Genomic DNA, 25,876 nt, shown 5'->3' with positions numbered 1-25,876 from the left:
AAAACGGGTTTTATCCCTCACACAGCAAACCACCTGATGATGATTGGTCAGCAGTATGGGAAGCAGCCTTTGGGCTATGTAACCTGTGGAACCCGTTAATAATATTTTCATATACCTAAATATACATTAAACATGCCATTTTTGTGTTGGTTAAACCCATATCGCTTTCCTGAAGCTGCCAAAACACTTATTTCTTGCGAAAAAAGCCAACAATCTCACAAAACTGTGGATGTTGGCTTTAAAACCGGAAGAAAAATCTCCCGGTATCATTTCAAAAATCTCTCTATTTACTTTTCAGTCCTTCAGCTACACCTACATAAGCAGGTTTCCTTACAAAACCTTCTGTCCATAAACCAATAGGTTCACCAGCTCTCCAACTTGATGTTGCAGGGCTATCCTGAGGTGCCCATATTGTTATGCCATAACGCTGAGCAGCAGGAATGAGCTCGAAGTATTTTTTCACTACATATTTATACATTTCTGCCTGGGCAGCATATTGTTGCTGATTAACCAACGGAGTTTTGATGTTCCCTTCAAAGCCCATATCAAGCTCAGATATTTTGATCAGTTTACCCGTTGCTGCCAATAAAGTAAACATCTGGTCAATCTTTGCCTTATCAGAGGTAGCCACAATGTGCATTTGTGTGCCTATACCATCAATTTTGGCACCTTTATCTTCAAGATATTTGACGTAAGCAATCAGACCTTTACATTTATCAATATTATATTCAAGGTTATAGTCATTGATGAAATGAATATCAGTAGCATTACCATACTGTCGGGCCCATTGAAATGCTTTCAAAGCATAATCTTTGCCCATATAGTCCTGCCAGTAAAATTCATCCGCAGGTAAATTAGTTTTACCTACGCCAGTCTTCAATTCAGCAGGTCTGCCATCATCCATCGGTTCGTTCACTACATCCCATGCTTTAACATGCGCTTTAGAAACGGTAACTATTTCTTTAATCCATTTCTCAAGCGCATTCGTCACTAGTGTTTTCTTCTCTTCGGCAGTTTTCTCGAGCGTTGTCGCTCCGCCAAGCGCATTATACTTTCTTAAGGTAATATTATCAAAGTAATAAGTGGTAGCCGTACTACCAAGATTAAAGGCGATGGTTCCACTGGTTGCCATTTCTGTCGAAATGGTGATTTCCTTAGTATAGGTTGACCATGTAGGGGTAGAAGAAATGGTACCAAAAAAGTCCCAATGTTTGTAATTACCTGGAGTTATATGTGCCTGTGTACCATAAGAAGCGGGCGCATCTGAACGCACGTCCATCTTCAATATGTATTTCTCGTCTTTGATCATAGCCGGAGAAAACTTCACAAACAACTGTACATCATAATCATTGGTACGAACACTGGTATTGGTTATTTTCAGTGCTCTGCCTGTTCCATTTGCACCTTGACCTGTAGCGGTGAAGGCAGTTACTGCATTGGTATTATATTGATAATTAGCAGCATTGTCAGTTTCAAAATCTGCACTGGTAACTAGGTCCCATGTTGGGCCTCCACCTGAAGGTATAATTGTGGGTGCAATCAGCCCCTTTAGGTAAGTTGCATTTTGATTAGCATGCCAGGCCAGGGTATGTCCAAAAACAGTGATACCTGCATTATCAGCCGTTTCCAGTAAGGTTTCTACATTTTTGACGGAAAGACTGCCATCAGCCTGAACAATGGCCCCGTGTTTCATCGCATAGCCCAATGTAATTTCGTCAAAATTACTATTTACCAGTCTATATATTACACCTTTAGAAAGATAATCTTGTAAGGTCACTCCGGCACCTAATTTAAATTTGGGGTTTGCAGTCCTATCAATATAAGTTTTTAATTCATCGTAAGCATCTATTTCTTCACGGGCGGCAAAAGTTGCCGGCTTTTCAACTTGAAAGTCGAGCGCCTCATATTTATGGCAGGAAGCCAGCACTACAGAGGCCACCACGCCTAGTGCTATTTTGTAAATTGGTTTCATAAATCTCGATTCTTAGATTAAAAGTTAATTAGCAACTGGAGTAAAGGTTTCTGCCTTAACTCCTCTATCACGCATGACAAGGGTATCTAAAGAACTAACCGTTCTGTCATTCAGCTCTACCTGATAGTTTAAATAAAGTGCATCACGATCCTGACTACCCCAACTGTTTTTTTCGCCCCTTTTTACGAATTTCCCTGTTCCGGTAGCCGTAAAACTCGCATCAGCCGCTGCTACAGTGCAGTTTCCATTATTGTCGAAGGTCAACAATAAGGTACGGTTGATATTTGCATTTTCAGCACCTTTAAATGTTACCGGAAAAGTGGCTTGAGTTAAAGAACGGGTGGCAATGCTGTTCACCTCATCCTTTTCCACATACTGGGTATGGCGTAATACAGTACTGTTTAAAGCCGTATTACCATTTTTTCCTGTAAACACATCCTTACCTCTACGAAGGTAAAATCCCGTCCATGGGTTGATATACTTCACGGCATAAAGCGTAGATTTTTTAGTGGACAGGATGGAATCAGCATTAGTCACATTGGTCATCGTTAACGGAATAACATAGGTTGTACTTGTAGCTAGTGGGTCTGCAAAGAAAGCATCAGTCAGCTGCACCTCTACCCCACCAATTAATTTCCCCTTAGGGATAACAATCTTATCAGAGGCTAAGGTGTAATAGTTAGCAGGCATAGGCCTGATATTACCACTGTAGGGCGAAGAAAATGAAAGTCCCTGAGTAAGTGCGTTATTTACCGAAATACCGATAGTTATATCTTCTTTATTGGAATAAACACCGCCGGTAGTGGCCATGATCTGTAGCTTATGCTGATTATCAAGAGAGGTATCAAAAATATCCTCACCAAGTGTAATGGTTCTAATGGGGCTCTGATAGGCAAAATAAACCGACTGCGTTTCGTAGTCAGGAAAAGCCCACTCTTCATTTTTGCAGGAAGTAAGTGTTGCTAACAACACAAGTGACATATATAATAATTTTTTCATCTCAGTATTTAATTTATGACATTAATTAAAAGCTACCATCCCGTATTTTGCTCTAAAGCATTATACTTCAAACGCTCACTATAAGGTATAGGTCCAAATCTCATATAATCCTGATAGTTTCTTGCTTCAACATTGATCAGTTGATAATTGTTAAGGGAGATACTCACCCCTGTTACAGCTTCAGTTAAACTGGCATTCCACCGGCGCAAATCCCAGAAACGGAAACCCTCAAAGGCCAGCTCCAACCTTCTCTCGTTTCTAATGAGCGTTCTCATCGCATCTTTATCGCCTTTGATGGATTCAAGATAAGCATCACCATTTGTGGCACCTACACCAGCTCTTGCACGAATAGCCTTAATGACATCATAGGCAGAATACGGATTGCCGCCATTGGCCATCGGGCCCCAGGCTTCATTAGCTGCTTCCGCATAGTTTAAAAACAGCTCCGTATAACGGATATGTGGTCTATAGTGCTTTTGATCATTTACGGAGGGGCTACGGCTCACATCCTGCCTTAGCAATTTACGCATATAATAACCTGTACGGGTAGAGGTTTCCTTCTTATTCAGTCCATCATCATTGGTAGCCACATCTATAGTCGTATTAATGACTTTATTGGTCGGCCCAATGGTATTTCCATTATACACAATATATTTTGCTAACCGTGGATCACGCCCTACATAAGGAGTTGCAGCATTATAACCGCTAGAGGCTGTATTGGTAATAGGGTAGCCATTTGCCATTGGAAATGCATTCACTAAGTTTTGCGTAGGATTTACACGTCCCTGGCCTGACAAACTTGGTGGATAATTAGCGGCTTCCAGGTCACTGCTAGGATTAATATTTGTTCGCCAGAGGATTTCTTTGGGCACAGCTCCTGAGGCCAGGCCATCAATTTCAGTTGTATTATTATACCAGGTAACGCCATTTGGATCTAAATTAGCAAGACCACCGTTGAGCTGCAGAACCTGCGCAGTAAAATTTGCCGCATCTGTCCAGGTAGTGGTGTTTCCTGCGCTGAAGGCCGGACTTGCTGCTAGTAAAGCTGCCTTTGCCCGAATGGCTCTAGCAATTCTACCTGTCATCCGTTCATTAAAGAATTTACCAAACACCCTGTTATAAGTCTCTACATTAACACTGCTATACTTGGCAGGAATTTGCGAAGAGGTGGCGATATCTTTATAATCCAGCGGAAGTAATTCTTCAGCTTTAGTGAGGTCACTATAAATTTGCTTCATACAGGCTTCAAATGTTGCCCTGGGCTGATTAAAGTTGGAGGTAGGTGTTTCTGGCTCCAATACCAATGGAAAACCGTATAACACACCCCCTGCCCATCCGGCATGTGCCTGCAGCATATAATACATCAGGTAAGCACGCAATCCATAGGCTTCACCTTTCTGACGATCGTTAAACATGGTATTAAGCATAGGATCTTTACTTTCCCAACTTACCTTGTCGGCCTCGGCTAAAAATATGTTTAAATATTGAATGCCCGCTCTAGAATTTGTCCATTGATCAAGCGGATTAAAGGCCGCCGACCATTGCCCTGTCGCAATTTTACGGTAGTTATTATTGATGTCATTACTTACAGCATCATCTGTAGCCACATCGTTAAAGCTCCAGCTGTTTGTTGGCAGCCGGCTATATCCGTTTAGCAATAATCCGTGCGCTAAAAGTGGCTCATTATAGATATTCTCAAATTCTCCATTATTTTGAGGAGCTGGATCGGTAAACTTCTTACAACCCGAAAGTGTAAAAAAGAAACCTATAAATAGTATTGAAATTCTCTTCATCTTGTCTAATATTTTATTAATTAAAACATTGCCTTTACACCCAGGTTATATAACCTTGTCTGTGGAGCACCCCCAAAATTCATCTCCATGATCTCTTTCTCCTTTGCAACAGTCAGTAGGTTAAAGCCCGCAACATAGATTCCCAGTTCTTTAAGCACTTTGCTTCTCAACAGTTTTTCTGACATGGTATAAGTAAGCTGAACTTTCGACAAATCAAACCTGTCTGTGCTATATAACCAGAAATCAGAGGCCCTAAAGTTATTGTCACCATTTTGTGTAGTCAAGCGCGGAAAAGTGGCGGTATTTTTGGTTGCTTCAGTCCATCTGTCACGAACTACGGACGAGTATTTATCACTTCCATTTACCCAAAAGTAATTGTCGCTCTTCATGGCATAAGCACCAAAACGTCCAGTGCCCAAAGCAAAGAGTGTAAAACTTTTCCACTTTGCAGTCAGGTTAAGCCCAAGAGTTAGGGGTGCACCATACCAACCACCGCGTCCTAGATATACCTGGTCTTCATTATCAATGATGTGATCACCATTCTGGTCTTTGTACCTGATGTCACCAGGAGCCAGCGTAGATCCAAAGGCTGGTTTAGCACCATTTACGCCGTCTGCAGCCGCTACTTCAGTTGCATTCATGTAAAAACCATCACTTACCAATCCCCATACTGCATCCAGCGGTTTGCCCTGGCGATATTGATAAACATCTTCGTAGGTAAATACATCAGCACGTTTGATCGCTTTGGTGGTATAATAAGTACCAGATGTACCTAAGGTCCAGTCAACAGCACCAATGCGTTTATTAAAATTGAGTTGAAAATCAAGACCGGTACGTTGATCTCCATTGTAATTGCTATAAGGAACAAATGAAGAGTTTGGAAATCCCTGAGTAAAATAATTTGGATATAAAACAGTGTTCTGACCAATGATTCCATTGATGTTATTTCTAAACACGTTAGCACTAAAGTCAATGTGGTTTTTAAACATAGTTCCCTGCAAGCCAAAACTTATCTCTTCCCTTTTTGCAAATGTTAAATCCATGTTTGTACCGCGACGAGAATCCGTGGATTGCGTTCCCGTACCATCATTCCAGCCATAATAGTTACCAGCTGTAAAGATGGCCTGATAAGCAAAATACTCGTCGAAGTCCAGATCCGTATTCAGGATACCTGCTGAAGCAGTAAGCGTTAAATTGTCAATAAAGGAAACCGCTTTTAAAAAGGGCTCCTCACTGATCCTCCAACCTATTGAACCTGCCGGGGAATAAGCAACACGCTTTCCAGGAGGCATTTTAGGTGATCTTACCGCTGCACCTGTCAATTCAACATAATATTTACGGCTAAAATCATAGCTCAACTGCAAACCTAGATTAGAATTCGTCACCGGCTGATAGACTGCAGATTGAGCCTGGCGATAGGCAGCACCCATGAGTAAAGCAGAAATATGATGCTTTTCATTGATAGAAGTATGGTAATTAAGCTGACTGGATAAGGAAATGGTTTGTCTATACCAACTATCGGCAATAGCCTGAACCCCAGGTTTGGTATCTTCACCCCAGCGGGTTAAACTGGCAATGAGGTCTGTACCAGAATAAGTTGTCCAGTTGGGCTGGTAAGTAGCATAACCATTTTTGTAGCCTTGATTATACCTGTTGAAATAATCTACCCCCATGCTGGCATTGAACGCAAGTCCTTTGGTAATGCCACTGAGGTCAGCATCAATGCCGGTTGTAAACTGAAATTGCCTTTGCACAAAGTTATTGTTACCACCTGCATAAACCGCAGCAAAGGGATTGGTCTGGTCTATCTGCGTTCCACCTAAAAGATACTTGCCATCTATGATATTAGCCGAATTGACCATTGCCAAGCTATTGACATCATTATCCTCAATCAAATTCAGTGGGATCAATGGTGTAAATAAATTAGGACGCATGGTTGCTGCACTCGCCCAGTAATCGGTATTGACGCCGCCACCATTTGAAAATACGGCACTTGCATCTACCCTTGCTTTCAGCGTTTTTGTTAACTGCATGTCCACATTACCACGAATGTTAAAACGGTCTGTGGTATTGTTCTTTTTAGCCGCTCCAAAATTCAACAGGGAACCTGTAGAATTATAACCTACATTGGTGTAATAGCGAGCTCTCTCATTCCCACCAGAAATTTCTGCAACCGCATCATATCTCCCATAGCTACTTTTGAGGTACTCAGAAGAGTAATAGTCCACATTTGGATAGCGGTAAGGATTTCCTCCTGAATGATTATAAATTCCTTCTGCAGTGTATGTTTGTGCAAGTCCGTCATTTGCCAGTGCTTCATTATAAAGCGTCATGTATTCTGAGGAGCCCAGGTATTCTGGAAATCTCTTTGGTACATTAACCCCCGCATTCGTACGTACTACAATCTTCTGCTTGGAACTGGTACCTCTTTTAGTGGTGATTAAAATAACCCCTTTAGCACCTCTACTTCCATACAGTGCCACAGCGGCGGCACTTTTCAAAAATGTAATCTGGTCGATTTCATTTGGCGTGATACTAGAGATGTCACGTGGAACACCATCTATCAATATTAAAGAAGAGTTCATTCCCCAAAGGTTATTGCCATTGTAACCAGGTGCAAAAGCTTCCATGTTTTCAAATCCGCTGGTCATCCAGTTTTTCTCAAAAAGTTTTGACACATTGACATTAGACACACCTCCACGAAGATCGCTCTCCTCTACATTGCGGAAAGCAACGGGTACTACCCTGTTCTCCGGATTTAAAGTGATCTGCTGCAAATCAGCCGTAGCAAGTACTATAGTGCTTTTATAACCAGGTGCACTTACTGTTATCATTGTTTGAGCAGGCAGATCTATGGTAAACGAACCCGATTGGTTTGAAATTACCTGTACATTATCTGGTTCAATACTTACTGTGGCCCCCTGTATAGGTTCCCCATTTAACCCGCGGACAGTGGCTTTTACAGCTATTTTATTGGCATCCTGCCCCATTATTACGCCGCAAAACAACGTAAGTAAGACGCACAAGGCCAGTGCTTTTCTTAAATATTTCATCATTCTTGTCTTTAATTATATGATTTATACATCATGACCTACCTTACCAACCTGGGTTTTGAAAAAACTCCGGGTACATATTTACATCAGCTCTCTTTAAAGGCAGCCAATAGTGCTTTTCACTAAACGGGCGTTGTAAAATGACACGTTCACGGTAGTTAGCAATTCTATTCAACTTGGTATCTGCGGCGGCGTTTAAGGGAGCAGCACGATCAAACTCTGCTGCAGTTTTTAAAGTATAAGGCACCTCAGCCAACAAATGCCAGCGACGAAGATCGTTGAAACGATGTCCTTCAAAGGCCAGTTCAACAGCACGTTCACGTCTTACTTCTTTCATAAACTCATCAGCCGAGCCAAGAAATTGTGCAGCCACATGTCCAACTCCAGCTCTGTCGCGGATAACATTAATGGCATCGACAGCTGTTTTACTAAAGCCTGGAGCTGTAGCCGTAGCAGATCCATAACCTGTAGCCACTGCTTCTGCATACATCAGGTAAATATCTGCAAGACGCATATAGGGTACTTTGATATTTAGATTCTGGCCATAATTCCAGCCCTGGTCAAAATTATTTGCGGTACGGGGCACAAATTTAAAATTCATATACCCCGTTCTGCTACCCGAACGGTCATCTCTATAACTTCCAGCTGTATATAAATTAGCATAGCGATGAGGCTCCATAGCAGCAGCAAGCGTACCCTGAACGACCTTTACCCCATCATAAATGATGTCATTATAAAACCTTGGGTCACGGTCGCGCCATGGTAACTGAGGATCATAACCTGAACCTGAAGGATCTGCCTGTGCAGAATTTGAAATAGGCAGGCCATTTTTCATTCCATAATAATTAACATAATTTGCTGTAGGCGCAAAGACAAGCGCGTCAGCTCCTACAATTGCAGGGGTATATTGCTTTGCGGTACCATAAGTTGATTGATGCGCTCCCCAATAAGGACCAGAAAATATGGCTTCTGTACCTCCAGGGATCAAGAAGTTTTGTCCTGTGGTGTAAAAGTTATTGCTGTATTGTGCAAATGGCAACAATTTATGAGGAGCCTGGCCACCTTCTGTTAATTTCAATAACTCTGCAAATGCATCTGCAGCCTTCTTACTTAACTCGGCATCATAAGTTTTACTGCCTTTAGACTCTAAGTTCATCAGCGGACTAGCGGCCCACAGGTAGTTTTTACCTAAATAGCCTAAAGCCATAATTTTGTTAATCCGTAATTGGTTTTTACCAAAAGTTTGAACACCAGCAGCGGTATTATCCCAGTTAATGGGTAAAAGATCTGCTGCCGCCCTAAAATCCTGGGCCGCTTTTTCAGCACATTCCTGGTACTTTAACCTTGGTAATCGAAAAGGCTCATCTGAAGGCAATACTTTGTCAACATAGGGCAAGCCACCAAAATACTGGATCAACTGAAAATGAAACCATCCCCTGAAAAACAACAATTGGCCTTTAATTAAATTCCGTTCTTCCTCAGTGGCGTTCACCATTAAGGGCAAATTCTCTAAACCCAGGTTAACTTTACGGATACCATACCAGGCTAAAGGATACAGGCCTTTTGTAAACCTGTCATTGTTGGTACTGGCATTGGCATTATCCATAAATCCTGCGCCCCAACCATCAAACTCTTTTTGCCAACCCCAAAAATCACCATTGTCAATCTTGTTGACAATATGAAAATTCTGCACAGTAGACTGAATCTCATCCTCTCCCCAGTTCCAGCTATTGGTATAATAGCGGTTAGTGAAATCGGGAATACAGCTATAAAGCTCCTCTGTATAGCCCTGAAAACTCCGGAAATCTTTAAATGCGGTTTCTGCCGAAACTGTCGCTTCAGGATCTCTGTCTAAATATTTTTTACAGGAAACCATTCCAGTCATAGACCAAACGATTCCTACGAATAATACGCTCTTTATATATTTTTTCATAACAATCTTAATTAGAAGGTAATATTAGTACCCAGGTTAAAACGCCTTACCGTAGGATAAGCACCCTGGGAAGCCCAGCCTTGACCTCCGGCACCCTGGTAATTGGCCTCCCGGTCATCTGGCATTTTGGTCCATAAATACAGGTTATTTCCGTTGACAAAAACCCTTAAGCTTGAAACACCCACTTTTTTAACCCAGTTCTGTTTAAAAGTATAAGCGATCTCCGCATTTTTTAACCTGATATAAGAGCCATCAAACATATACCTGTCTGCAGTATTAAATCCATTTGGGGTAGATTCCCAGCGAGGCATCGGCCCATCGGCATTGGTATTATCTTTTGACCAGTAAGAGCCCTCATCATAGGCCACCGTGTTTTTTCCGGAAAAGGATCCAAGGACCACCTGACGGGTAACATTATTAACCCCATAAAACTGGGCAAACACACTGAAACCCTTCCAGTCGAAACCAAGTGTTGCGTTATAGGTGTTTTCAGGGGCACCAGAATAACCGTAAGGAATGTTATCGTTGGCATCAATAATACCATCTCCATTATAATCAAGGATTTGATAATTACCCGGAATTTTCTGATTATCGTTAGCGTTGTGCATTGTGCTGGCATACAGCTCATCCCAGGTATTGTAATAACCTTGGCTCACATAAGAATAGGCCTGTCCGATCTGCTTCTCGATAGGTTTAGCATAAAGAGGGAGAAGTTGGGCCACATCAGCCTCAAGCACTTTATTTTTAGCATGTGTATAATTGACATTTGCCCACAAACGTAGGTTATTGTTTATGTTTTTATTGATGCGGAGGTCAATTTCATAACCTCTTGACTGCACCTTACCCACGTTAAATGTTGGTGGCGATGCTCCGTAATAGGTAGGTACGGCACGGTTTGTTCCGGTGAGGATATCGCTCCTGTCATCTTGAAAGAAATCTACGCTTCCACTCAGCAGGTTTCCGAAAAAGCCAAAGTCAAGTGCAATGTTTTTCTTTACTACCCTCTCCCAGTGCACATTTGGGTTACCTACGCTCGCCTCTTTGTACCAGTTATAAGGACTTCGTTCTGCAGCTTCACCAGTAATCCCCAGTGGACTTGTGCCACCAAATGACCAATTGGTGAGGTAAGCAAATCTTGGCGCACCACCATCATCACCAATCGCTCCATAAGAGCCACGGAGTTTAAGGTTGTTAATGAATTTTAAGGACTTCATGAATTTTTCTTCCGATATCATCCAGCCCAAACCTCCCGAAGAGAAGAACTCAAAACGATAATCGGGTCCGAATTTTTCAGAACCATTATAAGCTCCATTGTATTCTATGCTATATTTTCCAGCATAGTTATAAGTTGTCCGGAATACCCAGTCTTCACGATAAGATGGAATAACACTTCCAATGGCGCTTTCGTCACGACTCCAAAGCCCCATTGCCGTAAAATTATGTTTATCGGCAATAGTTTTGGCGTAATTTAATTGCAGTTGATAAAACATCCTGCGAAAGGTAGCACCATTATCTACGTTCCCACCTCTACTGGCCCACTTGGTACTCTCTCTCCATTCTAACTCTGTACCAGCATCCTTGGTTTGTGAGTAAGACACCAATCCGGTTTCCGGATCAATATATTTACTAAGGGTGCCGTTATTTGAATCGTCAATACCACGTCCATTCTCCACGAAAGTGTTATCCATAGACAGCGTGCCTTTGAAATTCAGGCCTTTCAAAATTGCACTAAGGTTTTGATCCAATGTAAAGTCAGTCGTAATTCTGGAAGTTGTTATTTCCTGAAGTCCTGAAGTAGCCATGATTTGTGCAGAGTTCAGGCTTTGCTGTACGTTAGGCTTATAAAAACCCCAAGTTCCATCAGAATACACAGGCAAGTATAAGTTTGGAGCAGCAGAATAAGCTGCAGTCCAGGTGTTATAAGGGTTTACCCCTATCCACGGCCGCTCTGATACCCCCCTGGAGCCTGAAATATTTGCTCTGAATATAGTAGAGGGCGTTAACTGGAAATCAAGGTTACTGCGTACATTTAATCTTTTAAAACTATAGCCACCTTCATAACCACGATTATTTTCAAATCTTCTGAAAAGGTCACCCTCATCGAGGTAATCCACGGAAGAGAAGTATTTCACAAAAGGTGTACCTCCGCTGATATTGAGGTTGGCATTATAAGTCATTGCATTATCGCGAAACAAGGTGTTTACCCAATCAACATTTGGGTAGCGCTCGGCCTCTTCTAAATTAGCCGGCGACTTATATTTTTGCATCACATCTTCTGGAAGATAAGAACTCCAGGCTCCCGGTGATAATGCCAGCTCATATTCTATGGTTCGGTTACGAACCTTGAACATATCATAGGAGTCTAGCTTTCCAGGAAGCTTCGATGCAGATTTCATGGCTGTGTTGGCAGCGGCTCTGATTTCCGCTTTCCCTTCATGTCCTCTTTTAGTGGTGATCAAGATAACCCCATTGGCACCCTTTACCCCAAATACCGCAGTAGCAGAAGCATCTTTTAATACAGAAACTGATTCTACGGAGCTGATATCAATGTTATTCATGGAACGCTCTACTCCATCTACCAGGATGAGTGGATTTGCATTGTTCCAGGTACTACGCCCACGGATCAGAATCTGCGGATCTTCTTCACCCGGCATCCCTGTACTCGCTGTGGTAATCACACCCGGCAAATTACCTGTAAGGGCAGCACCCAGACTGGAAACTCCACCTGTTCTTTCCAAAACCTCACTGGTCGTTTGTGTAATGGCGCCCACCACACTTGCTTTTTTCTGTGTTCCATACCCTACAACAACAACCTCACCCAATTGCTCGTTATCATCTTTCATGACTACTTTTACACTGGTCTTACCTGCAATATTGACATCCTGTGGCTTCATGCCGATATATCCTATGGTAAGGATGTTTCTGTCTGCAGGTACGTCGATAAAAAACTCGCCGTTTAAATTAGTTTGAACCTTAACATTCGTCCCTTTAACGGTAATAGTGGCTCCACTCAGTGGATTTTTTTGTTCATCTATTACGGTTCCCCTCATATTTTTGCGCTGCTGCGCGGCAACGGGATCAATCAAAAGAAAGATCATCATCAGCGCCAGATACATTACAGGAAACAGCTGCTTGTATCCACGAAAGTTGTGGCACGCTGCTCTACCCACTTTGGTGTTTTTTTCCATTATTTAAAATCATTTAAAAAGAAATAGAATTTGGATAATTAATTGCAGGCAGGAATGATAGTGAGGATCAAACCAGCTGTAGGGTGAGCGGATACACTCAAATGAGGACAAGATAATTCCTCTGAAAAGTTGTAGTAGTTTTTCGTCATACGATTTGGTTTATTTTGGTTTATATTTTGGTTATTCACTTCATATAAAAACTACTACTGTCAATGATTACACTTTTAATCATTTAGAAATGTAAAAGCCATGAACCTCAAACTACCTGGAAACTATTTCCAGTTGAAGGATGCCCAATTATTCCTTTTATTCAGTTTTGTTTAGTCATTCGTTTCTATGTACAGGATAGAATTTATATTTGGTTTATCGAATGTAGGATAGTTCTGATTTTTAGGTTAGTACAATTGTTCAAATTTATACTCGATTTGTTCAAAGTGACGAAAAAATCTCCCGCAGCGCAACTCAACACATTTAATACTAATACATATAGATCATTGACAGTTAATTAGTTAAAAAATAAACATGAAAATGATTCTTTTAAAAGTATAAGTATCAGGCTACCAAACCCCATTTGTAATTAATTATTCTTGAAATTACTCCAGAAGTAAAATGATTGCGTTAAATGCCTTCAGGTTGATGCATTCCTCCAATAGAAACCGTTAAATTGATACGGCTATTTCAATTTTAGCCTGGTGAAAAAGCAAACAATTCCTAAAAAGTTTATACAATTGTATACACGTATAATAGTAATTTTACCCACTCGACAACCTGTTGCTTTATACATTTCAATGGTGTTACAGTAAATATTTACCCGTTAACGATCAGTATAATGAGCTTATTAGACTGTCGATTCGATAAGTTATCGTTCTCTTAAACACGAAGGCCTTACCATCTTTCAAGAGGGCACTGAAAAAGTCCCTTAATTTAAAAGGGATAAAAGGAGTAGAAGACTAGTTTTTCTGCTCCTTTTTTTGTATTTTAAAGGTGTATTATTACTGCTTTTAAGATGCTGCTTCAACAACAAAAAATCCAGTTTAGCGAGTTTTCCAGGCTTTATGAGCTGATTGTCCCTAAAGAGAACCTACTGCGCAAGATTAATGAGCTTATAGATTTTAGCTTTATCTATGATGAGCTTTTAGATAAATATTGTTCGGATAACGGACGTCTTGCAGAAAGCCCTGTACGGATGTTCAAATATCTGCTTTTGAAAACTATATTCACCGTTTCTGATGTTGATGTTGTAGAGCGTTCCCGCTATGATATGTCCTTTAAATATTTCCTGGAGATGTCTCCAGAGGAGGATGTGATCAATCCAAGCTCTCTGACCAAGTTCCGAAAGCTTCGTCTTAAGGATATGGATCTTTTGAACCTCTTAATTGGAAAAACCGTTTCTCTGGCACTGGAAAAAGGGATTATCAAATCTAGGTCTATCATTGTTGATGCGACGCATTCACTTTCCAGATCCAACCCATATTCACCTATTGAGGTACTTAGACAACGTTCCAAGTTACTGCGAAAGGCAGTGTATCTAATGGATGATGATTTTAAGAATCAGATGCCGGAGAAAAATGATTCAAATGACATCCTAAAAGAAATAGAGTACTGCAAGGAATTACAAAAGTGTATCGAATCTGATGAGACATTAAGCGAAATTCCTGCTGTGAAAGAGAAGCTCAACCTCTTAAAGGAAACGGTAGAAGATACACAGGATAACTATACGCTATCCAAAGATATGGATGCCAGGGTCGGACACAAAACCGCTGATAGTAGCTTTTTTGGATACAAAACTCATTTGGCGATGACAGAGGAGCGCATCATAACAGCGGCTGTTGTTACCTCCGGAGAGAAGGGAGATGGTCCTGAACTGCCAAAACTGTTGAGCCAGACCCAGTCAAATGGAATGGAGGTGGATACCATAATAGGTGATGCAGCCTATTCCGGGAAGAATAACCTCAAGCTTAGGGATGTGAACGGCAATAAGGTAAGGATAGTTGCCAAGATGAACCCAGCAATTACCCATGGTACTAGAAAAGAGGAAGAAAAGTTTGATTATAATAAAGACGCGGATATGTTCGTATGCCCTGCAGGGCACTTGGCTATATACAAACGGGTGCAGGGCAAAAAGGTAGATATGAGCAATCAGTCAATGACCTATTATTTCGATATCGAAAAATGCAAAGTATGCCCGCTAAAGGATGGTTGCTACAGACCAGAAGCCAAAAGCAGGACGTACTCGGTGGCAATAAAGCCGAATGAGCATAAAGAGCAGGAAATATTCCAGCAAAGCGAGTACTTCAGGGAAAAATCGAGACACAGATATAAAATTGAAGCAAAAAATAGTGAATTAAAGAATGTTCATGGATATGACAGAGCAGATTCCTACGGCCTGGAAAGCATGAAAATGCAAGGCGCAATGGCCATATTCGTGGTAAATCTGAAAAGAATACTCAAATTCTAAAAAGGGAGACTAATTTCAAAGAATCCTTTTAAAAACTAAGAATGCGTTCCAGTTCTCGACAGCAAACTTAGAAATCGAGATCATCAAGAAATATGAATAAAGCAAAAAAAGAAAACGGATGAACATCTTAAGATCTGTTCATCCGCTTTTTTTTTAATAGACTATTTTTATGTCTACATTTTCAGTGCCCTCAAAGAAATTAAAGAGGCTTTTTAATGCAGTCAAATTCTCTTTTAATAAAAAAGCCGCCTTTAATTTATACTGAAGCGCCTTTTTAATAACACAGCTAAATAACAAACCACGTCTATTAGCAAACTAAAACCATTAAGTTTATAATAAAAAAGCCGCCTTTCTATGTCAAAGAAAGGCGGCTTTTTAATATAAATTAAATAACTGTTGAAGCTTTGCTGCTCAGCAATTTTCCAGCATCATAAATTACTATATGATGTTAATGAATCCCTCTCAACAACCTGTTCCATCTTATTTTACTAAAGAAAGAACCATCAGTATTGTAACTCATCCAGATAAATAACGCTTTACCTACTATATGGTCTTCAGGAACAAAACCCCAGTACCTGGAATCCAGTGAATTGTGTCTGTTATCACCCATCATCCAGAAGTAGTTCATTTTAAAAGTATACGTATTGGTCTTCACACCATTGATCAACCAGTCGTTACCTGATTTTTCTAATTTGTTACCTTCATAAATGCGAATCGCTCTTTCATAAAGCGGCATTGTTACGCTATCTAAAGTAACGGTCATGCCTTCTTTAGGGATAGTAATCGGACCGAAATTATCTACGTTCCACTTTCTGTTAGGATCATGTGGATAAACAGCTAATTCCTGTTCACCTGCTGGAACCGTGTTTTCTTTTACACTTTTAACAAAGTTCAACTTGCGCACCTCATTCATCATCGGTTCAGTACCGGTAAATTCATAAGTATTTTCTGCCAAGCCTGTAATGTCCTGTTGTAGGTTAAAACCCATGTCTTCAAAAACTTTGAAGTTAACATCAGCAGATTTAAACTCCACCGCATAAGAAATCTGGCCTGTTGGCTTCAGTTTCTCAGGTTTCCCATTCACAGATACCACACCATTGCTCATGCTCACCACATCACCACCAATACCTATACAACGCTTAATATAATTTTCACGCTTATCAACAGGTCTGCTGATCACTGTATATTGGTTATGGATAGTTTCTCTGCCTAAAGACCTTACCATTTCATAATAATCATGGTCTTGTTGTTCTAAAGCAACAGTATCCCCTTCAGGGAAGTTAAATACCACAACATCATTTCTTTTGATGTCAGATAAACCTGGCAATCTTCTGTACTTCCATTGAATGCCATCGTAATAAGCTTTACCACCTGTAACAGGCATGGTATGGTGTGCAAAAGGAAAGGCTACCGGTGTCATTGGAATTCTTGCACCGTAATTTACCTTACTCACAAACAGAAAGTCTCCAACTAATAAAGAGCGCTCCATTGATCCTGTAGGGATGGTATAAGCTTCAATAAAAAATACCCTGATGATAGTGGCTGCAACGACTGCAAAAATGATTGCATCTGCCCATTCTCTACCTTTTGATTTCTTTTTTGTTGGATTGGCATCCTTATTCTTTTGCCAGAACTTCCAGTTCATATATTGTTATTTGTTAAAATTAAAGATGTCGGCAATATTATAAAAGCCTTGTTTATGTTGTAACCATTCAGCAGCAATCACAGCGCCTAAGGCAAAACCCGCACGACTATGAGCGGTATGTTTCAATTCAATTTCATCCACTTCAGAACTGTAGATCACCGTATGCGTACCCGGTACATTTTCCGTTCTTTGTGAAGTAATCAATAACTGGTCAGCTTTCAACACCTCGTCAAATGGTGTGCCTTCCAATTCGTTAACCCACTCCGTTTTGCGGTCCATGTTATCAATAATACCTTCTGCAATGGTCATAGCCGTACCACTTGGTGCATCCAGTTTCTGCGTATGGTGGATTTCCTCTACCTGAACATCATAAGCAGGGTAATTATTCATTAACCTGGCCATCATTTCGTTCACATGGAAAAAGATATTGACACCTATACTAAAGTTTGATCCGTAAAGTAAGGTATTGTTACTGCTTTCGCAATCATTTTTAACTTGCTGAAGCTGTCCGTACCAGCCTGTAGTACCTACAACTACAGGAATATTAGCCTCAAAACAAGCATAAATACTGTCGAGCGCCGCATCTGGGGCACTAAAATCAATGGCTACATCTGCCTTACGTAAGTTCGAAGCCGTTAAATCTTCCTTATTGTCGATGCTGATTTTTAGAACAACTTCATGGCCTCTTTCTAAAGCAAAACGCTCTATAATCTGGCCCATTTTACCATAACCTAGTAAAGCTATTTTCATTATTTTCTATATTAATTTAAACGGTCATAAAGGCAAGAGGAGCAAAATTTAGAGTTTAAAAATAATTGCTCTTGCGGTTTTTATCAGTTGATTGTTTTTATCTTAAATGTCTTTTTGTATGCAGCAGCGGTTTTCTACAAATCTTGAAGCGTTCTGCTGCTAATTGTTTCCTTAGTTTATTAATTCATTAAAACCTCAGGCTAAGTTTTATACCTGGGGCAGCGCCAATATAACCGTACATGGTATTTGAATTTAAGTTTAAGCTTGGCGAAATCTTAAATGCAAGGTCATCACCCACATCAAAATATTTTAAGCGGGCATCTACATAAGCTTCAATGATGTTCACGGCATAAAGGGCACCATATGAAAAGGTGATGATCCATTTATTACGCGAGAAAGTATCTTTGGCTATGGTTAACCTGTCAGTGGCATATGGTGCTAATTCACTATTAGGATCTGCTACTCCACCATTATTGACCCGGTATTGTAATTCCTTTAAATAACGGTGGTATTGCTTATTGTTATCCATATAAGAAATGGTCAGCAAGGTGGCTCCGGTATAAATAGCGGCAACTTTGGCAATGCGGTAAACGGTTACACCGTTACCGATCTGGCCCATACCGGGGATAATGGCTGAGCGGATGGCTGCCCGGCGACCGGCAATTTTACCTTTATTAACGTAAACCGGTTGCAGTGTATCTATTTTAACTGTTGGTGCAAAGGTGGTGTCTTTTTTTACAGATACCGGTTCTTGCGCATTTGCCATCGAAACAACAAATAACAAGAGCACCGAAAGCCATGTTGTTTTAGGCATTACCAATCTAATAATTCTAATATTCTGTTTAAATCATCGTCAGATACAAAAGGGATTTCAATAGCACCCTTCCCGTTTTGTCCAACTTTAAGCTTTACTTTCGAAGCAAACCTGCTTGCCAGGTCTTTTTGTAATTTCTGGTATTCAAAAGTTGCCGCTGTGGGCTCCTTTGTTGATCTGGGGCTAAACTGTAAGTTATTGAGGCTGCGCACCAGCTCTTCTACTTTTCTTACCGAAAGGCCTTTATCAAGAATCTCCTGGTGGAGGAATAACTGGTTTTCTTCACTCTCCACACTAATCAGCGCACGCGCATGACCCATGGAGATCTTTTGGTCGCGGATAGAGACTTGTATAGCAGGGGGTAATTTCAGCAGGCGCAGGTAATTGGTTACTGTACTGCGGTTTTTGCCAACTCTTTCACCCAGCTGCTCCTGTTTAAGGTTACACTCTTCCATCATGCGTTGAAAGCTCAAGGCCACCTCAATGGCATTTAAATTCTCACGCTGGATGTTCTCTATTAATGCCATTTCCAGCATCTGCTGGTCGTTGGCATTGCGGATGTAAGCAGGGATTTCTGTTAAGCCGGCAAGCTTGCAAGCCCTCAAACGGCGCTCTCCAGAAATCAGTTGGTATTTGTTTCCAACAGCTTTCCTGACCGTGATGGGCTGTATCAAGCCCTGTGTTTTTATAGATGCCGTCAGCTCATTTAAAGCTACCTGGTCAAATTCTGTTCTCGGCTGGTAAGGATTGGTTTCAATATCATTGATGCTGATTTCGCCAATACCACTTTCCTGGCGCTGTGCTTGTCCGCTTTCAAAACTTTGGCGGTTTACCTGGCTTTTTTGCTGATGAACAGAGTCGTTGTCATCTAGAAGCGCACTTAATCCTTTACCTAAACCTGTTTTTCGCTGAAAAGATGTCATTAAATTTTATTTATATAGCAGTTTTCAAATTATCTTCCTGGCTTACCAATCCATTTTTGCGCACAATTTCTCTTGCCAGGTTCAGGTAATTGATGGCACCTTTACAATTGGCATCGTGCATGATGACAGAAATACCATAACTTGGTGCCTCACTCAAGCGTGTATTGCGCTGAATGATGGTGTCAAATACAAGATCCTGAAAATGTGTTCTCACCTCTTCTACCACCTGGTTAGAAAGGCGTAAACGCACATCATACATCGTTAACAGGATACCTTCAATTTCAAGCTCCGGGTTTAACCTAGTCTGCACAATTTTGATGGTATTGAGCAATTTACCCAATCCTTCAAGGGCAAAATATTCACATTGTACAGGAATAATAACCGAATCTGCAGCTGTTAAAGCGTTGATGGTAATTAAACCTAAGGAAGGTGAGCAATCGATGATGATGAAATCATACTGGTCTTTTACTTTCTCCAGTACCGCTTTCATTTTATATTCCCTGCTGCTGAGGTTAATCATTTCGATTTCTGCCCCTACAAGGTCAATATGAGCGGGTAATAAGTCTAAATTAGGGGTGTCAGTTTTTTGTATAGCCTCTGATGGCTCCACATCATTGATGATGCATTCGTAAATACTGTTTTTTATATTCCGGGGGTCAAAACCAATACCAGAAGTGGAGTTGGCCTGAGGGTCTGCATCAACTAATAAGGTCTTATACTCTAATACAGCTAAACTAGCGGCTAAATTAATTGATGAAGTAGTTTTCCCTACGCCACCCTTTTGATTTGCCAGTGCAATAATTTTACTCATTTATGTTTTTAAAAATTATAAATTATTTACCTGAGGCTTTATTATTCTAGGGTTTTTTACAGCAAAAAATGCTATTTTTGTATAATTCAGGCACTTTTTAATGATTAGCTAAGATACAAACTTATTGCCATATATGAAGTTAATGCAATAAGTGTTTTAAACATCTTATTAACACTTTTTCATGATCACCATCATCTCCGGAACGAATAGACCCAATAGCAATACGCTCAAAATAGCAAAATATTATCAGCGGTCATTATTAACTCGTGGTACAGAAACAGCCCTATTCAGCCTGGAGGATTTACCTGATCGAATTATCAAAACCGACCTCTACGGCAAGCGCAGCGAAGCCTTCAAACCTATACAGGCAATGATTACCAAAACAGAGAAGTTCCTGTTTATTATTCCTGAATATAATGGTAGTTTTCCCGGCGTGTTGAAAACCTTTATCGACGCCTGTGATTTTCCAGACAGCTTTTACAATAAGAAAGCTTGTTTAGTGGGCTTATCATCGGGGAAATATGGAAATATACGCGGCATAGATCATTTTGCGGGCATTTGCAGTTACCTGCATTTAAATGTTATGCCCCTGCGTTTACACATTTCATCCATCAGGCTGGAGATGAACGACAGTCATGATTTATTTAAAGAAGATACCCTAAAATATACAGCAGAGCAGATGGATCAGTTTATTGCTTTTTAAACACCAAAGCTCACCCAGGTTTTGCCTTCATTACCGAAGATAAAATAACCGGGGTTTAAAATTTCTGCAAGGTCTTCCAGCACCTCAATTAAATTTTCGGGTTTGTCGAGGTCAGCTGACAAGGCTTCCAGCAAGTATAACCTGTTATATTCTACTGCAGGCCATTCTTTTTGCAGCATTGCAGGTACCAGGCCCATTAAATCAAGCATGCTGCCCTGAGGATCCAGGTAAAGGATCACTTTTGACTGCGAAGGATCGTCCTGTAACTCACCACCAGCAATATCAAGCAGCTGGTCTAACTGGTGACTGCGCTCGTTTTGTGCATTTAAAACGGTAACGGGCACTTTATCCATAAACTTAATCTTATGTCTTACAATGTCAACCCGGTCCTGGAGCTGTTCTTTAACAAATTCATCTCCAACAGTATTTATAACGGCATTTAAAAAAGACATATTGATTTATTTATTACTTTGTGCAAAATTACTATTCCTGAACACATGTATCCTATGATTAAATATATTTTTTTGTCGCTAGCACTATTCCTGCTTGTTGCTTGCAAGAACAACAACCCTAATGGTGAAAAAAAAGTATTTAACCTTAATATAGACCAAAGCCTCACTTCCATGGATCCTGCATTTGCCAGGAACCAGAATGCCATTTGGATGATCAACCAGATTTTTAATGGCCTGGTGCAAATTGACAGCGATTTAAATACCGTGCCCTGCATTGCCAAAACCTGGCAGGTATCTCCAGACGGACTTACTTATACTTTTGATTTACGTAAAGATGTTTATTTCCACGACAGCCCTTTATTTACAGGTGGAAAAGGCAGAAAAGTAAATGCCGCCGACTTTGTGTACAGCTTCAACAGGTTAATTGACCCTAAAGTAGGTTCTTCTGGCGGTTGGATTTTTAGTGATAAAGTAAAAGACAGCACTAGTTTCAAAGCAATAAACGACAGCACTTTTCAAGTGCAGCTGGTTAAGCCTTTTCCTGCTTTCTTAAGTTTGCTCACTGCCCAATATTGTTCTGTAGTACCCAAAGAAGTGGTAGAACACTATGGCAAAGATTTCCGCAGTCACCCGGTAGGCACGGGTCCTTTTAAATTCAAATACTGGAAAGAAGATGAGATTCTAGTGCTTCTGAAAAACGAGAAGTATTGGGAAAAGGAAGGCAATGCACAGCTGCCCTACCTTGATGCTCTAAAAGTAACCTTCATTAATGACAAACAAAGTGCTTTTATGAATTTCATTAAAAAGGAGCTGGACTTTTTCGATAAAGTGGATGGCAGTTACCGCGATGATATTTTAACAAAAAGTGGTCACATGACCAGCAAATATAAAGGGGAATTCCAGTTGAAAAAAGGTGCTTACCTGTGTACAGAATACCTCGGTATTTTGGTAGACACCTCCAAAACGATTGTTCAAAACTCTCCGCTAAGGTTTAAAAAAGTACGTCAGGCCATCAATTATGCCATCGACAAAAAGAAACTGATTAAATACCTGCGCAACAGCATTGGCTCTCCGGCAACAGCTGGTTTTGTGCCTGCCGGTATGCCTGGTTTTGACAGCACTATTGTGAAAGGTTATCACTATAACCCTAAAAAAGCAATGGCATTATTGGAAGAAGCAGGTTATCCTGATGGTAAAGGCATGCCCATGATTACGCTCAGCGCATCGACCACCAGTCGCGATTTAATAGAATTTATTCAGGGCGAGCTTCATGAAATTGGCATCAGGGTTAAAGTTGATGTCAACCCCAGTGCCAGTCTGCGTGATTTGATGTCAAAAAATGAGGTAACTTTCTTCAGGGGATCCTGGATTGCAGATTATCCCGATGCAGAAAATTACCTCAGTGTATTTTATTCTAAAAACCGTGTGCCCTTTGGACCTAATTACACGGGCTATTTTAACGATGCCTTCGACAAGCTTTTTGAGCAAAGCTATTACGAAATTGACGATGAGAAACGCTATGACCTTTATCACAAAATGGATAATATGGTCTTAGAACATGCCTCTATTGTTCCTGTTTATTATGATCAATCGGTAGTGATGCTGCAAAACAACATTTCTGGCTACCCTATGAATCCTTTAAACCTCATGATCCTGAAGAAAGTGAAGAAACAATAGAGACCGTATTTATTTCTGCGGTGCGCCACCCATACCGCCTTGTTGCTGCTCACCTTGTTTTAAATCGTCATTGTTAATTTTCTTTTTCTTCTGCTGAGGGGCATAATTCATTTTACCAAAGCTGTAGCTGAAGTTAAGTCCGAATGAACGGATTGGGTAATAGATATTGGTACTCTGCAAGAAGGCCGGCGATTGGTTAACAGATTCAATATGTAAATCTCTGGCGAAGATGTTGAATACATTTACCCCTACTGTACCCTTTTTGTTCAGAATTTCCTTTTTAAGGGCACCGCCATAAAAAGCCATGGCACCACTTTTTCCCTGGAAAGTATATTTTGGACCATTATACACAGCGAAGATTTCCGTATTCCACCCTCCTTTAAAAGCGATGGCCGAACGCATAAATGTAGTATAATTCCACTTTAAGCCTGTGCTGCTGTTATCATCTACACCTTTTACTTCGTAGCTGTTCACATTGAAGTTACCCATTAAAGTCCATTTTGGCAAAGGATTGTAAGAGGCGAAAGCACTCGCACCATAAGACTCACTGGTACCCACATTGAAATAAGAAGTCAGCTTTTCTGTAGGGTTAAAAACATTTTCAATTACATCCTTGGTTCTTCTGTAAAAGACAGATGCATTGATTACCGAACCCTTAATATAGGTAGAGTAGCCCAATTCGAGGTTATCACTTAACTCAGGACTTAAACTTGGGTTCCCCTGTGTTTTATTTTCAGGGTCATTTTCATTTAAAAAGGGGTTAAGGAAATATAAACTTGGTCTTGACATCCTTCTGTTATAGCTAACTTTAACAGTTGTATTTCCTTTAAGTGCCTGCGAAAGTATCAAACTTGGGAAAAGGTTAAAGTAGTCGTTATCAAAATTCAATACTTCACCAGACTGTCCACTGATATTAGTATATTCAGCACGCAGACCACCTTTAACAGTTGTTTTTTCAGCCAGTTTAAAGCTCAGCACCCCATAGGCAGCACCTACATTCTGATCGTAGTCAAAATCTTGGTCCGTATCCTGGTATTTACTTTGAATATTTCTGAAGATCCCTTTCACGCCGGTTTCTAAAGTTGTATTTTTAGAAAAAGGATAAGTATAATCAGATTGCAGGGTATATTCGTTGTTTTTACCTGTGTTATCACCATTCAGATCCACACTATTTCCATTCGGCATGATGGTAGATGAACGAAACTCGTTGGTGTTTCTGCCAAAACTAGCCTGCCCCATTAAAGTAAATTCTTCACCTACTTTTTTAGTCGTCTTGCGGTAGTCAGCACTCCAGTCTACATTTTTAAAAACCATTCCGTTAAAGCTAGACCTTGTCGAATTGGTGCTGCCTAAACTATTTTCTGAAAGCATATCAAGCATGCCATCAGAACCATTTTCAAAACGGTTAAACTTAATGTTGGTCGCTAAACTCTGGTAATTATTGATGTCGTAATCTAATCCTGCACTTCCATTATAACCCCATCTTTTGGCTTTATTATAGCCCTCCTGAAAAATGCTGGTGTTGTTCGTATAGTTTTCGTTTAAAATCTCTATCCGCGTATCCTGTGGAAAAGCATACTGGCCGCCAACATTACTGGTGAAGCCTAAACGGCCTTTTTTAGCATTTAAGCTGAAGCCACCGTTATTCTGACGTGTACCTACAGAGGTATTAACGGAGCCACTTACGCCTTGTGCGGTTTTCTTTTTGGTGATGATGTTGATGATACCACCTGAACCTTCAGCATCATATTTTGCCGACGGACTGGTAATCACTTCCACCGTTTTAATTTCCTCTGCAGGGATCATCCTTAAGGCATCAGCCACACTGTTGGCCATGGTGCCCGAAGGTTTACCGTTGATCAACACTTTTACCGCAGCACCACGTAAAGTAACGTTACCTTCAATGTCTACAGAAAGCAATGGAACTTTTCTCATCACATCACCAGCTGTACCACCTGCTGTGGTTACATCCTGATCAGCGTTATACACCATGCGGTCAATTTTTTGCTCTACCATGGCTTTCTGACCAGAGATTTCCACCTCTTTCAAATTGCTGGCCGTAGGTGAAAGTAAAATGGTACCCATGTTATTATCAGGGTGCTCCAATGTAGTTTTCACCAACACCGCTTTATTTTTATAACCCATAAAACCAATGGCAAGCTGGTATTGATCGGGTGCAATATTTTGCATCACTACCTTACCTTTGTCATCTGTCAATCCGCCGTTTACAGCTTTTTTATCTTTTACCCTGATTAAAGAGATCGTGGCGTAGTCAACAGGTTTCTGTGTAAGGGAGTCAATGATGGTCGCCGTAATTCTACCTGTAATGGTTGTTTTTGCAGCTCCACCGCCCATGGGGAACTGTGCTTTGGCCGTTGTTAATGTTAATAACGCTATAAATAATAGTAAAATTCTTTTCATATAAATTATTGATATCTGTATTAGTCTTGCGAAGGTCTCTTTTGTTACAGCTATTTGCAATACATTCTTGCTAAAAGCAGTAAAATTACCGGCTAATACCAGCTTTTTGGCGGTTAAACTAAAAGCTATAACATTGCTTTGACAATTCCAGATAGTTAATCAAGGACAATTTAATTTATTTACATTAGGTGGCATGAAAGTAAGTTATGTTGATTAATAAAAAAGTCTTAATTTTTATAGCATATGGTCTTTGTTTACTTTACCTGGTAATTTTTTTATTTGGT

General features: G+C 40.5%; 16 protein-coding genes. 3 read left to right on the top strand and 13 right to left on the bottom strand.

The features are described from left to right. Positions 1-283 precede the first annotated feature (283 nt). The 6 genes from ACR2F7_RS03170 to ACR2F7_RS03145 are packed head-to-tail and all read right to left on the bottom strand — an operon-like array spanning position 284 to position 12,938. Positions 284-1,972, bottom strand: a complete 1,689-nt coding sequence (locus ACR2F7_RS03170; RefSeq protein ID WP_432712161.1) for an endo-1,4-beta-xylanase — start codon at positions 1,970-1,972, stop codon at positions 284-286. 24 nt (positions 1,973-1,996) lie between these two features. Further along, positions 1,997-2,971, bottom strand: a complete 975-nt coding sequence (locus ACR2F7_RS03165; RefSeq protein ID WP_432712160.1) for a DUF5627 domain-containing protein — start codon at positions 2,969-2,971, stop codon at positions 1,997-1,999. A gap of 32 nt (positions 2,972-3,003) precedes the next feature. Further along, complete coding sequence (locus ACR2F7_RS03160) at positions 3,004-4,764, bottom strand: RagB/SusD family nutrient uptake outer membrane protein (RefSeq protein ID WP_432712159.1); 1,761 nt, start codon at positions 4,762-4,764, stop codon at positions 3,004-3,006. Positions 4,765-4,784: 20 nt separating this feature from the next. Then, positions 4,785-7,820: a SusC/RagA family TonB-linked outer membrane protein gene (locus tag ACR2F7_RS03155; protein ID WP_432712158.1), complete on the bottom strand. Its 3,036-nt coding sequence runs from the start codon at positions 7,818-7,820 to the stop codon at positions 4,785-4,787. 40 nt (positions 7,821-7,860) lie between these two features. Further along, complete coding sequence (locus ACR2F7_RS03150) at positions 7,861-9,750, bottom strand: RagB/SusD family nutrient uptake outer membrane protein (protein ID WP_432712157.1); 1,890 nt, start codon at positions 9,748-9,750, stop codon at positions 7,861-7,863. 11 nt (positions 9,751-9,761) lie between these two features. After that, positions 9,762-12,938: a SusC/RagA family TonB-linked outer membrane protein gene (locus tag ACR2F7_RS03145; RefSeq protein WP_432712156.1), complete on the bottom strand. Its 3,177-nt coding sequence runs from the start codon at positions 12,936-12,938 to the stop codon at positions 9,762-9,764. A gap of 1,006 nt (positions 12,939-13,944) precedes the next feature. On the opposite strand from ACR2F7_RS03145, the gene ACR2F7_RS03140 reads away from it, so the two are divergent. After that, positions 13,945-15,396, top strand: a complete 1,452-nt coding sequence (locus ACR2F7_RS03140) for an IS1182 family transposase (protein WP_432712155.1) — start codon at positions 13,945-13,947, stop codon at positions 15,394-15,396. Between the two features lie 448 nt (positions 15,397-15,844). On the opposite strand, the gene lepB is transcribed toward ACR2F7_RS03140, so the two are convergent. The 5 genes from lepB to ACR2F7_RS03115 form a co-directional block, all read right to left on the bottom strand. Next, a complete protein-coding gene (gene lepB / locus ACR2F7_RS03135) occupies positions 15,845-17,041 on the bottom strand; it encodes a signal peptidase I (RefSeq protein WP_432712154.1) in 1,197 nt (398 codons plus the stop codon). Between the two features lie 6 nt (positions 17,042-17,047). Then, complete coding sequence (dapB, locus tag ACR2F7_RS03130; protein ID WP_432712153.1) at positions 17,048-17,791, bottom strand: 4-hydroxy-tetrahydrodipicolinate reductase; 744 nt, start codon at positions 17,789-17,791, stop codon at positions 17,048-17,050. Positions 17,792-17,978: 187 nt separating this feature from the next. Further along, positions 17,979-18,605, bottom strand: a complete 627-nt coding sequence (locus ACR2F7_RS03125) for a DUF5683 domain-containing protein (protein WP_432712152.1) — start codon at positions 18,603-18,605, stop codon at positions 17,979-17,981. Then, positions 18,605-19,528: a ParB/RepB/Spo0J family partition protein gene (locus ACR2F7_RS03120; protein ID WP_432712151.1), complete on the bottom strand. Its 924-nt coding sequence runs from the start codon at positions 19,526-19,528 to the stop codon at positions 18,605-18,607. Before ACR2F7_RS03120 ends, ACR2F7_RS03125 begins: the two co-directional genes overlap by 1 nt. 10 nt (positions 19,529-19,538) lie before the next feature. Further along, positions 19,539-20,339, bottom strand: coding sequence for a ParA family protein (locus ACR2F7_RS03115; protein ID WP_432712150.1), 801 nt, complete (start codon positions 20,337-20,339; stop codon positions 19,539-19,541). 181 nt (positions 20,340-20,520) lie between these two features. On the opposite strand from ACR2F7_RS03115, the gene ACR2F7_RS03110 reads away from it, so the two are divergent. Beyond that, positions 20,521-21,042 (top strand): NADPH-dependent FMN reductase, encoded by a 522-nt coding sequence (locus tag ACR2F7_RS03110; RefSeq protein ID WP_432712149.1) that lies wholly within the window; start codon positions 20,521-20,523, stop codon positions 21,040-21,042. Here the strand turns inward: ACR2F7_RS03110 and ACR2F7_RS03105 are convergent. After that, positions 21,039-21,494 carry a hypothetical protein gene (locus tag ACR2F7_RS03105; protein ID WP_432712148.1) on the bottom strand — a complete coding sequence of 152 codons (456 nt, stop codon included), beginning with the start codon at positions 21,492-21,494 and terminating at the stop codon, positions 21,039-21,041. The genes ACR2F7_RS03110 and ACR2F7_RS03105 overlap by 4 nt on opposite strands. Positions 21,495-21,566: 72 nt before the next feature. Here ACR2F7_RS03105 and ACR2F7_RS03100 point away from each other — a divergent pair, with 72 nt between their 5' ends. After that, complete coding sequence (locus tag ACR2F7_RS03100) at positions 21,567-23,171, top strand: ABC transporter substrate-binding protein (protein ID WP_432712147.1); 1,605 nt, start codon at positions 21,567-21,569, stop codon at positions 23,169-23,171. Positions 23,172-23,180: 9 nt separating this feature from the next. Here ACR2F7_RS03100 and ACR2F7_RS03095 read toward each other — a convergent pair whose 3' ends face one another. Then, positions 23,181-25,592 carry a TonB-dependent receptor domain-containing protein gene (locus tag ACR2F7_RS03095; protein ID WP_432712146.1) on the bottom strand — a complete coding sequence of 804 codons (2,412 nt, stop codon included), beginning with the start codon at positions 25,590-25,592 and terminating at the stop codon, positions 23,181-23,183. Positions 25,593-25,876: the final 284 nt, after the last annotated feature.

The organism is Pedobacter sp., assembly GCF_045628745.1.
Lineage (GTDB): Bacteria > Bacteroidota > Bacteroidia > Sphingobacteriales > Sphingobacteriaceae > Pedobacter.
The sequence above is the reverse complement of the archived record's forward strand: the minus strand, read 5'-3'. Positions and strand labels throughout refer to the sequence as shown.

Excerpts from the sequence above, each read along its gene's own strand:
- ACR2F7_RS03115 (WP_432712150.1), bottom strand. The coding sequence starts at position 20,339 with ATGAGTAAAATTATTGCACTGGCAAATCAAAAGGGTGGCGTAGGGAAA.
- ACR2F7_RS03145 (WP_432712156.1), bottom strand. The coding sequence starts at position 12,938 with ATGGAAAAAAACACCAAAGTGGGTAGAGCAGCGTGCCACAACTTTCGT.
- ACR2F7_RS03155 (WP_432712158.1), bottom strand. The coding sequence starts at position 7,820 with ATGATGAAATATTTAAGAAAAGCACTGGCCTTGTGCGTCTTACTTACG.
- dapB (WP_432712153.1), bottom strand. The coding sequence starts at position 17,791 with ATGAAAATAGCTTTACTAGGTTATGGTAAAATGGGCCAGATTATAGAG.
- ACR2F7_RS03160 (WP_432712159.1), bottom strand. The coding sequence starts at position 4,764 with ATGAAGAGAATTTCAATACTATTTATAGGTTTCTTTTTTACACTTTCG.
- ACR2F7_RS03165 (WP_432712160.1), bottom strand. The coding sequence starts at position 2,971 with ATGAAAAAATTATTATATATGTCACTTGTGTTGTTAGCAACACTTACT.
- ACR2F7_RS03120 (WP_432712151.1), bottom strand. The coding sequence starts at position 19,528 with ATGACATCTTTTCAGCGAAAAACAGGTTTAGGTAAAGGATTAAGTGCG.
- ACR2F7_RS03170 (WP_432712161.1), bottom strand. The coding sequence starts at position 1,972 with ATGAAACCAATTTACAAAATAGCACTAGGCGTGGTGGCCTCTGTAGTG.
- ACR2F7_RS03095 (WP_432712146.1), bottom strand. The coding sequence starts at position 25,592 with ATGAAAAGAATTTTACTATTATTTATAGCGTTATTAACATTAACAACG.
- ACR2F7_RS03125 (WP_432712152.1), bottom strand. The coding sequence starts at position 18,605 with ATGCCTAAAACAACATGGCTTTCGGTGCTCTTGTTATTTGTTGTTTCG.
- ACR2F7_RS03140 (WP_432712155.1), top strand. The coding sequence starts at position 13,945 with ATGCTGCTTCAACAACAAAAAATCCAGTTTAGCGAGTTTTCCAGGCTT.
- lepB (WP_432712154.1), bottom strand. The coding sequence starts at position 17,041 with ATGAACTGGAAGTTCTGGCAAAAGAATAAGGATGCCAATCCAACAAAA.
- ACR2F7_RS03150 (WP_432712157.1), bottom strand. The coding sequence starts at position 9,750 with ATGAAAAAATATATAAAGAGCGTATTATTCGTAGGAATCGTTTGGTCT.
- ACR2F7_RS03105 (WP_432712148.1), bottom strand. The coding sequence starts at position 21,494 with ATGTCTTTTTTAAATGCCGTTATAAATACTGTTGGAGATGAATTTGTT.
- ACR2F7_RS03110 (WP_432712149.1), top strand. The coding sequence starts at position 20,521 with ATGATCACCATCATCTCCGGAACGAATAGACCCAATAGCAATACGCTC.